This is a genomic window from Janthinobacterium sp. GMG1, from assembly GCF_034427795.1.
In the GTDB taxonomy this organism is placed as follows: Bacteria; Pseudomonadota; Gammaproteobacteria; order Burkholderiales; family Burkholderiaceae_D; genus Janthinobacterium.
Window position 1 is genome coordinate 990,644 of the sequence record NZ_JAXQNT010000001.1, and the last position, 14,828, is coordinate 1,005,471.

General features: G+C 62.1%; 11 protein-coding genes. 8 read left to right on the top strand and 3 right to left on the bottom strand.

Annotation, left to right across the window (positions count from 1 at the left end; translation table 11 throughout):
• Positions 1–12: 12 nt before the first annotated feature.
• Together chrA and SJI03_RS04500 are read right to left on the bottom strand one after the other, a co-directional pair.
• Positions 13–1,344 (bottom strand): chromate efflux transporter, encoded by a 1,332-nt coding sequence (gene chrA / locus SJI03_RS04495; RefSeq protein WP_322426381.1) that lies wholly within the window; start codon positions 1,342–1,344, stop codon positions 13–15.
• A gap of 88 nt (positions 1,345–1,432) precedes the next feature.
• Positions 1,433–4,573, bottom strand: a complete 3,141-nt coding sequence (locus SJI03_RS04500) for an Rne/Rng family ribonuclease (RefSeq protein ID WP_322426382.1) — start codon at positions 4,571–4,573, stop codon at positions 1,433–1,435.
• A 696-nt stretch (positions 4,574–5,269) separates the two neighbouring features.
• Between SJI03_RS04500 and SJI03_RS04505 the strand changes: the two genes are divergently transcribed.
• From SJI03_RS04505 to SJI03_RS04520, 4 genes are all read left to right on the top strand, one after another.
• On the top strand, positions 5,270–6,265 hold the full coding sequence (locus tag SJI03_RS04505; protein ID WP_034754116.1) for an RluA family pseudouridine synthase: 996 nt from the start codon (positions 5,270–5,272) through the stop codon (positions 6,263–6,265).
• Positions 6,266–6,354: 89 nt separating this feature from the next.
• Positions 6,355–7,014 (top strand): HAD-IA family hydrolase, encoded by a 660-nt coding sequence (locus SJI03_RS04510; RefSeq protein WP_099377964.1) that lies wholly within the window; start codon positions 6,355–6,357, stop codon positions 7,012–7,014.
• A complete protein-coding gene (locus SJI03_RS04515) occupies positions 7,011–7,388 on the top strand; it encodes a Rieske (2Fe-2S) protein (RefSeq protein WP_092608465.1) in 378 nt (125 codons plus the stop codon). The genes SJI03_RS04510 and SJI03_RS04515 overlap by 4 nt, the downstream gene beginning before the upstream one ends.
• Before the next feature lie 39 nt (positions 7,389–7,427).
• Positions 7,428–8,429, top strand: coding sequence for a S49 family peptidase (locus SJI03_RS04520; RefSeq protein WP_322426383.1), 1,002 nt, complete (start codon positions 7,428–7,430; stop codon positions 8,427–8,429).
• A gap of 370 nt (positions 8,430–8,799) precedes the next feature.
• Here SJI03_RS04520 and SJI03_RS04525 read toward each other — a convergent pair whose 3' ends face one another.
• Positions 8,800–9,183, bottom strand: coding sequence for a hypothetical protein (locus tag SJI03_RS04525; RefSeq protein WP_322426384.1), 384 nt, complete (start codon positions 9,181–9,183; stop codon positions 8,800–8,802).
• Positions 9,184–9,439: 256 nt separating this feature from the next.
• Here SJI03_RS04525 and SJI03_RS04530 point away from each other — a divergent pair, with 256 nt between their 5' ends.
• The 4 genes from SJI03_RS04530 to flhA all read left to right on the top strand — a co-directional run bounded on the left by SJI03_RS04530 (position 9,440) and on the right by flhA (position 14,788).
• On the top strand, positions 9,440–10,150 hold the full coding sequence (locus SJI03_RS04530; protein WP_322426385.1) for a 16S rRNA pseudouridine(516) synthase: 711 nt from the start codon (positions 9,440–9,442) through the stop codon (positions 10,148–10,150).
• Positions 10,151–10,363: 213 nt separating this feature from the next.
• Positions 10,364–11,362, top strand: a complete 999-nt coding sequence (locus SJI03_RS04535; RefSeq protein WP_099377961.1) for a fumarylacetoacetate hydrolase family protein — start codon at positions 10,364–10,366, stop codon at positions 11,360–11,362.
• A gap of 139 nt (positions 11,363–11,501) precedes the next feature.
• On the top strand, positions 11,502–12,695 hold the full coding sequence (gene flhB / locus SJI03_RS04540) for a flagellar biosynthesis protein FlhB (protein WP_099377960.1): 1,194 nt from the start codon (positions 11,502–11,504) through the stop codon (positions 12,693–12,695).
• Positions 12,692–14,788, top strand: a complete 2,097-nt coding sequence (flhA, locus tag SJI03_RS04545; protein ID WP_099377959.1) for a flagellar biosynthesis protein FlhA — start codon at positions 12,692–12,694, stop codon at positions 14,786–14,788. The genes flhB and flhA overlap by 4 nt, the downstream gene beginning before the upstream one ends.
• Positions 14,789–14,828: the final 40 nt, after the last annotated feature.

Sequence of the window (14,828 nt, forward strand, 5' to 3'; positions counted from 1 at the left end):
ACGTTAAATCGGTCAAGGCAGATACGATAGCACGAGGCCGAAGATGGCACAGGCGAGCAGCAATTTGATGGTGCCCACTTGAAACCGGATCAGCGCCACGCCGGCCGCCAGCGCGATGGCGATCGCCAGCCAGTCCCAGTGCGGCAGCGGATTTTCCTGCCAGAAGACGTGGTGGCCAAAGAACAGGGCCAGGCTGGCGATGACGCCCACCACGGCCGCCGAAATGGCCGTCAGGGGCGCGCTCAGGCGCAAATTGCCGCGCGATGCTTCCACCAGCGGCGCGCCGGCCAGGATGAAGATGAACGAGGGCAGGAACGTAAACCAGCTGGCGACGAGCGCGCCGCACACGCCCGCCAGCCATAGGTGCTCGCCTGTCACGGCATGGCTCCAGCCGCCGACAAAACCGATGAAGGCGACGATCATGATCAGGGGGCCGGGCGTCGTTTCGCCCAGCGCCAGGCCATCCATCATTTGCGCGCTGCTGATCCAGTGGTAGTGCTCGGCGGCGCCCTGCACCAGGTAGGGCAGCACGGCATACGCACCGCCGAACGTCAGCAGGGCCGCCTTGCTGAAAAACACGCCCATCTGCGCCAGCGGCTGCTCCGCGCCTCCCGCCAGCGCCAGGCCCAGCCAGGCGACGAAGGCCAGCGCCAGGCCCACGGCGGCCGTGCCAAGCAGGCGCGGCCAACTGAAGCGCGCGTGCTCCGGCGTGGGCGTGTCGTCATCGATCAGGGCGGCTCCGTAGCGGGCCGCGCCGCCATGTTGCGTGGCGCCAATATGAAAGTGGCCCGGCAGCCAGCGCCCGCCCGCCATGCCCAGCAGGGCTGCGGCAAGCACGATCAGCGGAAATGACAGATGTAGAGCGGCGATGGCGACAAATGCGGCCGTCGCGATGGCGATCAGGCCGGGGCTGCGCAAGGTGCGCCGGCCCAGGCGCCAGGCGGCCGCCAGCACGATGGCGACGACAGCCGGCTTGATGCCGTACAGGACGCCGGCGATGGCGCCCACGTGGCCATATGCCATGTACAGCCAGGACAGGGCGATCAGCAGCAGCAGCGAAGGCAGCAAAAACAGCAGGCCCGCCACCAGGGCGCCGCGCGTGCGGTGCATCAGCCAGCCGATGTAGATGGCCAACTGGGTCGCTTCCGGCCCCGGCAGCAGCATGCAGTAATTCAAGGCGTGCAGGAAACGCTGCTCGGAAATCCAGCGCCGCTTCTCCACCAGTTCCGCATGCATCATGGCGATTTGCCCGGCCGGGCCGCCAAAGCTGACGCAGCCCAGCTTGAGCCAGTACCAGAAGGCGCTGCGCAGGCTGACGGGGGAAGGAGGGGCGTGCTCGTGCATGGCGGATGGCTGGCAAAGGTGTGGACGTAAAAAAGGGGAAGCCTGAGCTCCCCCTTTCATCATTGGCGGCTGGGCGAACCCGGCCCGCTTATGGACGTTGCGTGTTGACCTGGATCAACGGCTCATCCGATTGCGGCGGCAATGGCTTGCGTTCGCGCGGCTTGCGTACGGGAGCAACTGCCTTGGCAGCCGCTTCCTGCGCCAGGCGCAGTTTTTCCGGATCGGTGGCAGCCAGGGTCAGGCCGGCCGAACCGAGCACTGCACTCAAGTCCAGCGGCGTGGCCACTGGTGCTGCCGGAGCAGGAGCAACGACAGGTGCTGGTGCTGGTGCTGGTGCAGGGGCGGGAGCCGCTTCGGCAACCACCGGGGCGGCTTCCACCACGGCAGGTGCCGCTTCGGCGACTGGCGCTTCTTCCGCCACGACAGCAACCGTTTCCACGACTGGCGCCGCTTCGACGATGACTTCCGCTGGAGCAGGCGCTGGCGCTGGTGCGGCTTCCGCTTTCTCGGCAAAGCTGTACTCGGCAGCTGGTGCTGGTTCGGCAGCGGCTGGTTCAGCTTGCACTGCAGCAACGACGGCTTCGACAGGAGCTGGCGGCACGATCACTTCAGCAACTTCAGCAACTGGTGCAGCTTCAGCAGCAGGAGCGGCTTCTTCAACCTTGGCGACTTCGACCACTTCCACTGCTTCGACCACTTCAGCCACGACGGCAGGAGCGGCATCAAATGCCGCTTCCACTTGCGCAGCGACGGCGACGACAGCGTCGGCAGCCACGACGGCTACTGGAGCCGCATCAGCGGCAGCTTCCGGCGCCGGAGCAACCGTAAAGCTGATCACTGGCGCGTCCTGGCCTTCATTTTCACCGTTTGCCGATTCGATCAGCTCGCCCGTTTCGCGGTCGCGGCGGTTGCGGTTGCGGCCACCACGACGACGGCGGCGGCGCGGTTCTTCGCCTTCCACGTCGTTTTCCGTCTCTTCGCCTTCAGGGCCGGCATTTGCCGGTGCTTTCAGCAAGTTCGCCGGTGCGGCGTCGGATTCAGGACCGTTTGACGGCACGACGACATTCACCGCGCTGGCGGTGGCGCCAACCAGGGCCAGCTCATCAGCTTTCACTTCAGCAACAACAGCCTTGTCGGCGCGTGGTTCGCGGCCTTCGCGTGGCTGGCGTGGCGGACGCTCGGCGCGTTCCGGGCGCTCTGCGCGCTCAGGACGTTCCGCGCGTTCCGGACGCTCACCGCGTTCGCGTGGCGCCGTCGTTGCATCGCCACCTTCGCGGGCTTCACGCGGTTCGCGTGGCGGACGCGGTGGGCGTGGCGGACGGGCCGCCTTTTCCAGTGCTTCCGCTGCTGCATCGTCCTGGGCTGGACGGCCTTGGCCCGGTTCGCGTTCTTCGCGGCCTGGCTTGCCGTTGCGGCCACGGCCACGCGGGCCACGGCTGTTGCGGTCGCCACGGTCGGCGCCGGCCGGTTTGGCTGGGGCGACTGGGGCAGGTGCCGGTGCCACCGGTGCCGGGGCGCCGGTGAAGAAGCTGATGATCTTGGCGATCAGGCCTTGTGGCGCGGCAGGCGCGGCCACCGGAGCCGGTTTCGCTTCGACGGGCTTGCGCTCGACCAGCGGTGCCGGCTGGTCAGGGGTGATCGTCTTGACGACGGCTTCCTGGCGCGGCTTGGCTTCTTCCTTCTGGCGCTTGCTGTAAGCCATGTCGGTTTCAGCGCTTTCAGCCAGGTTGTAGCTGGCCTGGCTGTCTTCCAGACGCGGATCGTCGTGCTTGATGCGTTCCAGCTTGTAGTGCGGCGTTTCCAGATGCTTGTTCGGGATCAGGATCACGGCGATGCGGTGGCGGTTTTCGATTTTGAGTACTTCGCCGCGCTTTTCGTTCAGCAGGAAGGCGCCCACGTCCACGGGCACTTGCACGTGGATGGTGGCCGAGTTTTCCTTCATCGCCTCTTCCTGGATGATGCGCAGCACCTGCAGGGCGGACGATTCCGTGTCACGGATGTGGCCGGTGCCGGAGCAGCGCGGGCACGTCACGTGCGAGCCTTCGGACAGCGAAGGACGCAGGCGCTGGCGCGACAGTTCCATCAGGCCGAAGCGGGAAATCTTGCCCATTTGTACACGGGCACGGTCATGGTGCAGCGCATCTTTCAGGCGCTGTTCCACTTCGCGTTGGTTCTTCGCCACTTCCATGTCGATGAAGTCGATGACGATCAAGCCGCCCAGATCGCGCAAGCGCAGCTGGCGGGCCACTTCTTCGGCCGCTTCGCAGTTGGTGTTGAAGGCGGTTGTCTCGATGTCCGAGCCGCGCGTGGCGCGGGCCGAGTTGACGTCGACGGAGACCAGCGCTTCGGTGTGGTCGATCACGATGGCGCCGCCCGATGGCAACGGCACGGTGCGGCTGTACGCCGTTTCGATTTGATGTTCGATCTGGAAGCGCGAGAACAGCGGCACGTCGTCGCTGTAGCGTTTTACGCGGTGCACCATGTCGGGCATCACGTGGCTCATGAACTGGTGCGCCTGGTCGTAGATCTCGTCGGTGTCGATCAGGATCTCGCCGATGTCGGGCTGGAAGTAGTCGCGGATGGCGCGGATGACGAGCGAGGATTCCTGGTAGATCAGGAAAGCGCCGTTGGCCGACTTGCCGGCGCCTTCGATGGCGCGCCACAGTTGCATCAGGTAATTCAAGTCCCATTGCAGTTCATCGACGTTGCGGCCGATGCCTGCCGTGCGGGCAATCACGGACATGCCAGCTGGCAAGTCCAGTTTATCCATGGTTTCGCGCAATTCCTGGCGCTCTTCACCTTCCACGCGGCGCGATACGCCACCGCCACGCGGGTTGTTCGGCATCAATACCAGGTAACGGCCGGCCAGCGAAACGAAGGAAGTCAGGGCAGCGCCCTTGTTGCCGCGCTCTTCCTTTTCAACCTGGACCATGATTTCCTGGCCTTCGCGCAGCGCTTCCTTGACGGAAGCGTTACGCACATCAACGCCTTCGCGGAAATACGTGCGGGCAACTTCCTTGAAAGGCAGGAAGCCGTGGCGGTCTTCGCCATAGCTGACGAAGCACGCTTCGAGCGATGGCTCGATGCGCGTGATCACGCCCTTGTAGATGTTGGATTTGCGCTGTTCGCGCCCGGCTGTCTCGATATCGATGTCGATCAGTTTTTGTCCGTCGACAATCGCTACGCGCAGTTCTTCTTGCTGCGTGGCATTAAACAACATGCGTTTCATTTTTATAACTCCGCGACCCGTAGGCCATCTCAAAGCCGCTTCCGGGGAAGCGGCGAAGTACAGGGATATATGCGAGAACGGGAGTGCTGGCGGGGGAAATGCCTAGGTGTGCGGAGCAACAACGCGTACGAGGTATACGTTACGGCCGCAACAGGCGCGGTGAGGTCGATCGTCATGCCGAGTGCACAGGACACTTGCAACTCATCTGAAACAACCCGGATGAGAATGAACTGCATCGGGGACAGAGAATGCAAGTGGTCAGCAAATTCAGAGCCAAAATCGTTAGCCGGCTCATTACAGGGATCGCGATGGCGAGGCTTGGCCTCAGCCTATCATCGACAACCCTCAGTATTTGGCCACATACGGGGTTTGGCGAAAACGGCAAGCGTTATCAACTTCATCAACCCGCGAGCCCGACTCGATAAGTCGCGCTAACGGGTACTTATCCTTATAATCCCACACTCACTTCAGCATCTCCACGCGTTATCCGATTACAACTACGGTGCAACCTTGATTCGCGCAGGGATGGTGCATATACATTTTTTTCCACCGAATTTGCAATTTGGCGAGGCCGGTGGAGACGCCCCTGTGTAAAATGTGCTTTTATTCTTACACTCGCAGCAGCCAGGGCCGCAGCAAAAACAATTATATATTCAAAATGAAGGACTTAGAGAGATTTCTGGGAAGACATAGTAAATGAAGAGTCAAAATGATGTTGTTCCCCCTTCAACACCCCCGGTTCAGCCGCAAGCCCAATTCGTAACGATCGCCGAGGAAGAAGCAGGCCAGCGCATCGACAACTACTTATTAAGAGTGTGCAAGGGAGTGCCTAAAAGCCACATCTACCGGATCTTGCGATCGGGAGAAGTGCGGGTTAATAAAGGCCGTATCGATCAGCTGTACCGTCTCGCCGCCGGCGACGTGGTGCGCATTCCACCCGTGCGCGTGGCCGAAAAGGCGCCCACGGGCGCGCCGGCCGCCGAATTCAAGATCATCTTCGAAGATGCGCAGCTGCTCGTCATCGACAAGCCGGCCGGCGTGGCCGTGCATGGCGGCTCGGGCGTGTCCTTCGGCGTGATCGAGCAATTGCGCGCTTCGCGCCCCGACGCCAAGTTCCTGGAACTGGTGCACCGCCTGGACCGCGACACGTCCGGCTTGCTGTTGCTGGCAAAGAAACGCACGGCGTTGACGAACTTGCATGAACAGATGCGCGACGGCGTCACGGACAAGCGCTACCTGGTGCTGGTGGCCGGCGACTGGAAGAATGCGCGCCAGCATATCAAGTTGCCATTGCATAAATATACGACGGCGGAAGGCGAGCGCCGGGTGGCCGTGCAAGCCGATGGACTGGCGTCGCACACGGTGTTTTCACTGTTGCATAAATATCACAACTTCGCCTTGCTGGAAGCGGAATTGAAGACGGGACGCACGCACCAGATCCGCGTGCACCTGTCTTCGTCCGGGTTCCCCATCGCCGGCGACGATAAATATGGCGACTTTGCCCTCAACCGTGCCCTGTTGAAAGCCGACAGCACGCGCGGCGCCCTGAAGCGCATGTTCCTGCACGCGCACCAGATCACGTTTACGCATCCGGAGACGGGCAAGACGATGACCCTGAACGCGCCGCTGGCTGCCGAATGCGAGCGTTTCTTGGTAAGCTTGGGCAAACCATTGGCCGTTGCCGCACGATAAAATTCGACGCGTGCGCGTGACACTACCCACAAGGTAGTCAGTCGCCATCATTCATTCTCAAGGAGCCGACGGCTATGCCGTCGGGAAACATGGCAAGAAAGCAATTTGATCTGATCGTCTTCGATTGGGACGGTACCCTGATAGACAGTACCTCGACCATCGTCAAGTGCATCCAGGCGTCGGCCAAAGACCTGGGCTTGCCAATTCCCACCGAGTTGCTCGCTTCGCACGTGATCGGCCTGGGCTTGCAGGAAGCCATGCAGCTGGTGATGCCCGACGTGGAGCCGAAATACCATGCTCGCATGGCGGAACGCTACCGCTATCACTACCTGTCGCGCGACCATGAGCTGGCCTTGTTTCCCGGCGTCTACGAAATGCTGCAGGATCTGTCGCAGCAGGCGTACTTTCTTGCCGTCGCCACGGGCAAGAGCCGCGTTGGCCTGAACCGCTCCTTGAATGCCGTCAAGCTGCTGTCGCTGTTCGATGCGACGCGTTGCGCTGACGAAACCTTTTCCAAGCCCCATCCGGCCATGCTGCAGGAACTGACGCGTGAACTGGGCCAGGATATGCGCCGCACCGTGATGATTGGCGACACCAGTCATGATTTATTGATGGCAAGCAATGCAGGTGCGGCCAGTATTGCCGTAGAGTATGGAGCGCATCCCGTGGAGCAGTTGCAAGCCTGCAATCCCCTGTATTCGGCCGCCACGGTGGCGGAGCTGCATCAATGGCTGAGCGAGCACGCATGATGAACGATGTTGTCGATGTATTCATTTGCGCCGCCGACGCCGTGGCCGATGGCGGCAAGGGCGTGCGCTTTCCCGTCTCGGCCGGTGGCGAAGCGACCACGGGCTTTGTCGTGCGCCATGGCGGCAAGGCGTATGGCTACCTGAACCGCTGCGCCCACGTGCCGATCGAGCTGGACTGGGCGGAAGGCGAGTTTTTCGAGTCCAGCGGCTTGTACCTGATGTGTTCGACGCATGGCGCCATCTATGTGCCGGAAAGCGGCCTGTGCGCGGGCGGCCCCTGCAAGGGCGGGCGCTTGCGTCCGATCGCCGTGGCCGAGCGCGATGGCCAGCTGTACTGGCAACCCGACGAGTATGTCCAGCCACTGCCGGCCTGAGGCCGGGGCAGGCTTTCTGTAATTTAAGCAAAGTGAACCATGAGCGATAACACGAATGACAAGCTGGACAGCAGCGCGCCAGCCGCCGGCCACGGCGCCCCTGCGGGACACTGGGAGCGCGACGTGCTGGAAAAGCTGGTATTTGCCACTTTGCAAGAGCAACGTGCGCACCGCCGCTGGAGCATCTTTTTCAAGGTCTTCAGCCTGCTGATCGTGCTGTTCGCCCTGTGGGTGTTTTATGACTACAACACGGCCGACGACAGCGAAACCCTGGGTCGCCACACGGCCCTGATCGACATCAGCGGCGCCATCGAGTCCGAAGGCAGCGGCTCGGCCGCCGTCGTCATCCCCGCGCTGGACAAGGCGTTTTCCGATGCCGGCTCCGTGGCCGTGGTGCTGCATATTAATAGTCCGGGCGGCAGTCCCGTGCAGGCCGGCATGATCGTCGACGAGATGCAGCGCCTGCGCAAGGGCTATCCCGACAAGCCTTTGTATGTGGTGGTCGATGAAATGTGCGCCTCGGGCGGCTATTACATCGCGGCCGCCGCCGACCGCATCTACGTCAACAAGGCCAGCGTGGTCGGCTCCATCGGCGTGCTGATGGATGGCTTCGGCTTTACGGGCGTGATGGAAAAGGTCGGCGTCGAGCGCCGTTTGCTGACGGCAGGCGAGAACAAGGGCTTCATGGACCCGTTCAGCCCCCTGACGGAAAAACACAAGGCGTATGCGCAAGGCATGCTCAATGAAATCCACCAGCAATTCATCGACGTCGTGCGCGCGGGACGGGGCAAGCGTCTGAAGGAAACGGCCGATACCTTCTCGGGCCTGTACTGGACGGGCGCGAAAGCCGTGGAAATGGGTCTGGCCGACGATTTCGGCACGGTCGACAGCGTGGCGCGCGACGTCGTCAAGGCGGAAGACATCGTCGACTACACGCAGCATGAAGGCTTGCCGGAACGGGTGCTGAAGAAGTTTGGCGCCGCCATGGGCGCGGGCGCCATGAAGGCAGCCGCGCAGCAGTCACAACCGGCGTTGCGCTGAGAACATCACTCTTGGCTGGCAGACAAGCCAGTCGAGAATGATTTTCAATAAGGTGGTAAATTGACTTGAAAATGGGGCTGCTTGGGCTATAGTGAAAGCGTAGTTCTTTTCAAGGAGGGGCGATATATCAACTATGTTGTCAGTACTAACTTGATTGGCAAGTCTTGGAACTACTCGCCGCATCGCAGATGTGGTTTTGAGTGAATTTACATTCCTCACTAAAGTCCCGATGGGGCTTGGGAACGGCGGCGCAATGCCGCCGTTCCCTTTTGTGTGTGCCGGATGGGCCGGTGTCGCCGGCTGTTGTGTCGGGGCGTGCTGGCAAGGCAGGCATGCGAGGGCGGGGCATGGCTGGTCGGATGGGGCGAACTCAGACGGCGCAGCCGTTGCAGTGCGAGGGCAAGGGCTGCCTGGCCGCCGCCGCATTGATGCTCATGCTGGCGCCGTCGCTGGCAATGGCGCTGGTGTCGGGCGGCATGTCCGCCATGGCAGGCGCGCTCGTGGTGTCGGTTTCCGCATCGGCGTGCGCAAAGCCGCCCAGTTCCAGCCAGCACATGAATTGACATTGCGCCTCGGCATGCCAGTGCGTCTGACTGGCTGGCGATGGCGGCGCGTCCGCATCCTGCGGCGCAGGAGCGTTGCTCCAGCGCGCCACGCCGAGTCTGACTTTGTGCATGGCCGCCTGTTCCGCAGCGATGCGGTGGCGCATGTCGGCGATGCTGCCTTGTAAGGCGATGGTATCGGTATGCTTCATACAATGTCCTTGTGGGTCGTTGCCTGGTTATTATTCCTAAAGCTCGTTAGGCGGATTCCTAACGAAGTTTCAGTCTATCAACGCGATATTCCGAGCGCTTGATATTTCTCAAAAGAATCAACCATTTCTCGCCAATTCTCACCTTGTACTTTTTGGTATTTCTGCGTGCAGCATGGTTTCGCGCTGCCTGGACCGCCGCGCGGACGCCAGTTGCCGCCGCTTCACGCTGCCAGCCGCTTCTGGTAAAGTCACGCCCATGAGTAAATTATCCCTAGACCGCATCCTGCAATCGCAGGGTTTTGGCACCCGTAAATATTGTCGTTCCCTCATCGAGGATGGCGATGTCGTCATCGATGGCGTCACCCAGACCAATTACCGCACCACCGTCGAGACCGAAGGCCTGGTGCTGCACGTGTTCGAAGAAGAGTGGGTGGTCCGCACGCACCTGTACCTGGCGCTGAACAAGCCCGCCAACTTCGAATGCTCGCGCAAGCCCAGCCATCATCCTGGCGTATTGACCTTGCTACCGGAACAATTCACCTGGCGCGAAGTCCAGCCCGTCGGCCGGCTTGACCACGATACGACCGGCATGCTGCTGATGTCTGACGATGGCCCGTTTATCCATGCACAATCGTCGCCGAAGCGCCACGTTCCCAAGATTTACCAGGCCACCACGCAAGAGCCTGTGACGGATGAACTGGTGGCCCTGTTGCTGGCTGGTGTGCAATTGCACGACGAACCGGCCCCGCTGGCGGCCCTCGTCTGCGTCAAGCGCGGCGAGCACCAGCTGGAAATTGTGCTCGAGCAAGGCAAATACCACCAGGTCAAGCGCATGCTGGCCGCCGCCGGCAACCATTGCAGCGCGCTGCACCGTTCCGCCATCGGCAGCCTGACCCTGGAATCGCTGGGCATCGCCGAAGGCGAGTGGTGCTATCTGACACCCGAGCAGATCGCGTTGCTGGCGTAATAACACCAGGCCAAACCTACTGCGCGTCGTGCTTTGCAGCCTGCGATGCTCACCGTGCTTTAGCACGGCTGCGCTTCTCGGCCACAAATCACTGCCGCTCGCTACGGTTTTGTCTGGTGTTGCACCTCTCTTCTTGATCGCTAAATGTCGGTATTTGCCGGCTTTTTTGCGTCTTTAGTTTCCATTGCCTGCATTTGACGAAGTTTTCCGTACATGAAATTAGCAACCCTGAAGGATGGCACGCGCGACGGCCAGCTGGCTGTCGTCTCGCGCGACCTGAAAACGGCCCACCTGGCCGATGGCATCGCCCCGACCCTGCAAAAGGCGCTCGATGACTGGAGTTTCATCGCGCCCCAGCTCGATTTGCTGTACCAGACCATCAATAGCGGCCGCGGCCATCGCGCCTTCGAGTTCGACCCGGCCAACTGCATGGCGCCCTTGCCGCGCAGCAGCTTGCGCGTGGCCGGTGCGTCCTATCTGCAGCAGATCGAGCGCGCCTGCAAGGCTGCTGGCGTTGATGTGCCCGCCAACTTGCGCGAGGCGCCACGGCTGTATCAGGGCGCCAGCGACGATTTCCTCGGCGCCCATGACGACATCACCCTGGCGCACGAGCAGTGGGGCATCGATTACGAGGCAGGCATCGCCGCCATCACGGACGACGTGGCCATGGGTTCCACGCCCGACCAGGCGCACCTGAATATCAAGCTGTTGATGCTGGTCAACGACATCACCTTGCGCAACCTGGCGCCCGACGAGCAAGCCAGTGGCTACGGCTTCCTGCAGGCGAAACCGGCCATGGCCTGCTCGCCTGTGGCCATCACGCCGGACGAGCTGGGCGACGCCTGGCGCGGCGGCAAGGTGCATTACGCCCTGCGCTGCAGCCTGAACGGCAAGTTGACGGGTCAGCCCCACGCGGGCGCCGACATGGCCTTCAATTATCCGCAATTGCTCGCCCATCTGTGCCAGACGCGCAACGCGCGCGCCGGCAGCGTGGTCAGCGCGGGCGGGGTCGCCAACAAAGAAGTCAAGAAGGGATTTTCCAGCATCGTTGAGCGACGTAACCAGGAGATGATCGCCGATGGCATCGCCAGCACGCCATTCCTGTTGTTTGGTGATGTGGTCCGGCTGGAAATGCTCGGTGATGACGGTAAATCCTTGTTTGGCGCCATCGAGCAGACCGTGAAGCAGGCGGAAGCGAGGAAGTCCCGCTAAGGTTACTTGAGAGTAAAGGAAATGCAGGGGATTTGCCCCCCTGTTCCGCCGATGGCAAGCAGGCACTTGACTCGATAATGCTCCATGCCCAGTCCGTATTGCGCCTAGCCAGGCTGCAGGACTTCACCGGAGTTGATTGATGTCGGAAGACAGCGACGCAGAAAAGACCGAAGCCGCGTCACCGAAGCGCCTCGAGCAGGCGCGTGAGGAAGGCGACGTTCCGCGATCGCGTGAAGTGGCAACGTTCACTGTGTTGATGGCGTCCGGCTGCTGCCTGTGGTTTGCCGGCGACGCCATCGTGCGGCGGCTGACGGCTGTCATGGTTTCCGGCCTGACCCTGGACCGCGAGCAGATACTCAATCCCGACGCGATGATGTTGCGCATCGGCTACGACGTGGGCTCCGTCTTGCTCACTTGCCTGCCGTACGCGCTGGCCATCATGCTCGTGGCCCTGGCCTCGCCCGTGCTGGTGGGCGGCTGGCTGTTCAGTTCCAAGGCGTTCACCCCCAATTTTGGCAAGCTCAACCCGATTCGCGGCCTGGGCAATATGTTTTCGAAGAATGCGCTGGTGGAATTGCTCAAGGCCATCGCCAAGACCCTCGTCGTCGGCGTCGTCGCCTGGATGGTGATGCAGCATCAAAAGGATGCCGTGCTGGGCTTGTCGGTGGAATCCCTGCGCGCCGGCTCGGCTCATCTGATCAGCCTGCTGATCACGGCCTTTTTGCTGATCGTCGGCGCGCTGGGCCTGATCGCCGCCATCGACGGTCCATACCAGATGTGGCATTACGCCAACAAGATGAAAATGTCCTTGCAGGAAGTCAAGCAAGAGTCGAAAGAATCGGACGGCAATCCGCAGATCAAGGCGAAGATACGCCAGATGCAGCATGAAATGTCGCGCCGCCGCATGATGGCCGATGTACCGACGGCCGACGTGGTGGTGACCAATCCTACCCACTACGCGGTGGCCTTGAAATATGGCGAGAATTCGCGCGGCGCGCCGCAGGTGGTGGCCAAGGGCATCGACGAGGTGGCGGCTAAGATCCGCGAACTGGCCGGCGAGCACAAGGTCGCCATCCTGGAAGCGCCGGCCCTGGCGCGCGCGCTGTACAAGCATACGGACATCGGCGACGAGATTCCCGAAGCGCTGTATGGCGCCGTGGCCGAAGTGCTGGCCTATGTGTTCCAGCTGCGCAGCTATGGCAAGGGCCAGGGCGAGCGTCCCGACAAGCCGAAGAAACTCGACGTGCCGCCCGAGCTCGACCCGCAGAATCCCGCATCACAGACACCGCCCGCAACTGGCGCAGCAGACAAGAATAAAGGAAGTACACCATGAACGGCCTGAGAATGCCAGCCTGGCTCAGTGGAATGGGTGGCAACGCCAGCAAGGGCATCGCCGCGCCTATCATCATCATCATGCTGCTGGCGATGATGGTGCTGCCGCTGCCGGCCTTCATCCTCGACATCTTCTTCAGTTTTAATATCGCGCTGTCCATCATCGTGCTGCTGACGGCGCTGTACACGGTCAAGCCGCTCGACTTCATGGCGTTCCCGACCATTTTGCTCGTGTCGACCATGCTGCGCCTGTCGCTGAACGTGGCGTCCACGCGCGTGGTGCTGACGGAAGGCCATACGGGCGCCGACGCGGCCGGTAAAGTGATTGAAGCGTTCGGTCACTTCTTGATCGGCGGCAACTACACGGTCGGTATCGTGGTTTTCATTATTTTGACGATCATCAACTTTACCGTCGTGACCAAGGGCGCGGGCCGTATCGCCGAGGTGGGCGCCCGCTTCGCGCTGGACGCGATGCCCGGTAAACAGATGGCCATCGATGCCGACCTGAACGCCGGCCTGATCGGCGAAGACGAAGCGCGCCGCCGCCGCACGGAAGTGGCGCAGGAAGCGGAATTCTATGGCGCCATGGACGGTGCCAGCAAATACGTGCGCGGCGATGCCATCGCCGGCATCATGGTCACCGTCATCAATATCGTCGGCGGCTTGCTGGTGGGCTTGCTGCAGCACGACATGGGCTTTGCCGATGCGCTCAAGAACTACACCCTGCTGGCCATCGGTGACGGCCTGGTGGCGCAGATTCCTTCGCTGATCATTTCCACGGCGGCCGGTATCGTCGTCTCGCGCGTGGCCAGCGAACAGGACATCGGCACCCAGCTGGTAGGGCAATTGTTTGCGAAACCGCAAGTGCTATATATTACCGCCGGCATCATCGGCGGCATGGGCTTGATTCCCGGCATGCCGAACATGGTCTTCATCCTGCTGGCGTCGCTGCTGGCCGGTTCCGCCTATCTGATCAGCAAAAAACGCACGCAGGAAAAAGAGGCGGCCGAAAAGCCGGCCGAAGTGCCGCAGGCAACCGTGGCGCCCGAGCAGGAAGAAGCCAGCTGGCAAGACATCATGCCCGTCGATACCCTGGGCCTGGAAGTGGGCTACCGTTTGATTCCCCTGGTCGACAAGACGCAGGGCGGCGAATTGCTCAAACGCATCAAGGGCATCCGCAAGAAATTTGCCCAGGAAGTGGGCTTCCTGGCGCCGCCCGTGCATATCCGCGACAACCTGGAATTGAAACCGTCCGCCTACCGCATCACCCTCAAGGGCGTGGAAGTGGGCGTGGGCGAAGCGTTCAACGGCCAGTTCCTGGCGATCAACCCCGGCATGGCCAGCGGCACCTTGCCGGGCGTGGCCACCAACGACCCCGCCTTCGGCTTGCCCGCCACCTGGATCGACGCCAGCTTGCGCGACCAGGCCCAATCGATGGGCTACACGGTGGTCGATGCGGGCACCGTGGTGGCCACGCACCTGAATCACCTGATCACCTCGCACGCTTCCGAGCTGCTGGGCCGCGCGGAAGTGCAGTCGCTGCTCGACCACCTGGGCAAGGATGCCCCGCGCCTGGTGGAAGATCTGGTGCCGAAGATGCTGTCGCTGTCGACCTTGCAAAAGGTGCTGCAGAACCTGCTGGCCGAGGGCGTGCACATCCGCGACATGCGCAGCATCATCGAAACCCTGGCCGAGCATACGGTCAGCACGCAAGACCCGAATGAACTGACGGCGCTGGTGCGCGTGGCCCTGGGCCGCGCCATCGTGCAGCAATTGTTCCCCGGCTCGGCCGAACTGTCCGTGATGACCCTGGACAGCCGCCTGGAGCGGCTGCTGATGCAAGCGATGGGCAATGGCGGCGATGGCGCCGGCATCGAGCCGGGCCTGGCCGACACCATCGCGCACCAGGCGGGCCTGGCTGCCCAGCAACAGGAAGCGCTGGGCCTGACGCCGGTGCTGCTGGTGCCGGCGCCGCTGCGCGCCCTGCTGTCGCGCTTCCTGCGCCGCGCCTTGCCGCAGCTCAAAGTGCTGTCGCATGCGGAAGTGCCGGAAACCAAGACGATCCGCGTCACGGCCCTGGTGGGCGCGCAGTAGTTGACAGAGTTAATGCCGGGGTCAGACCCTCAACACCTCC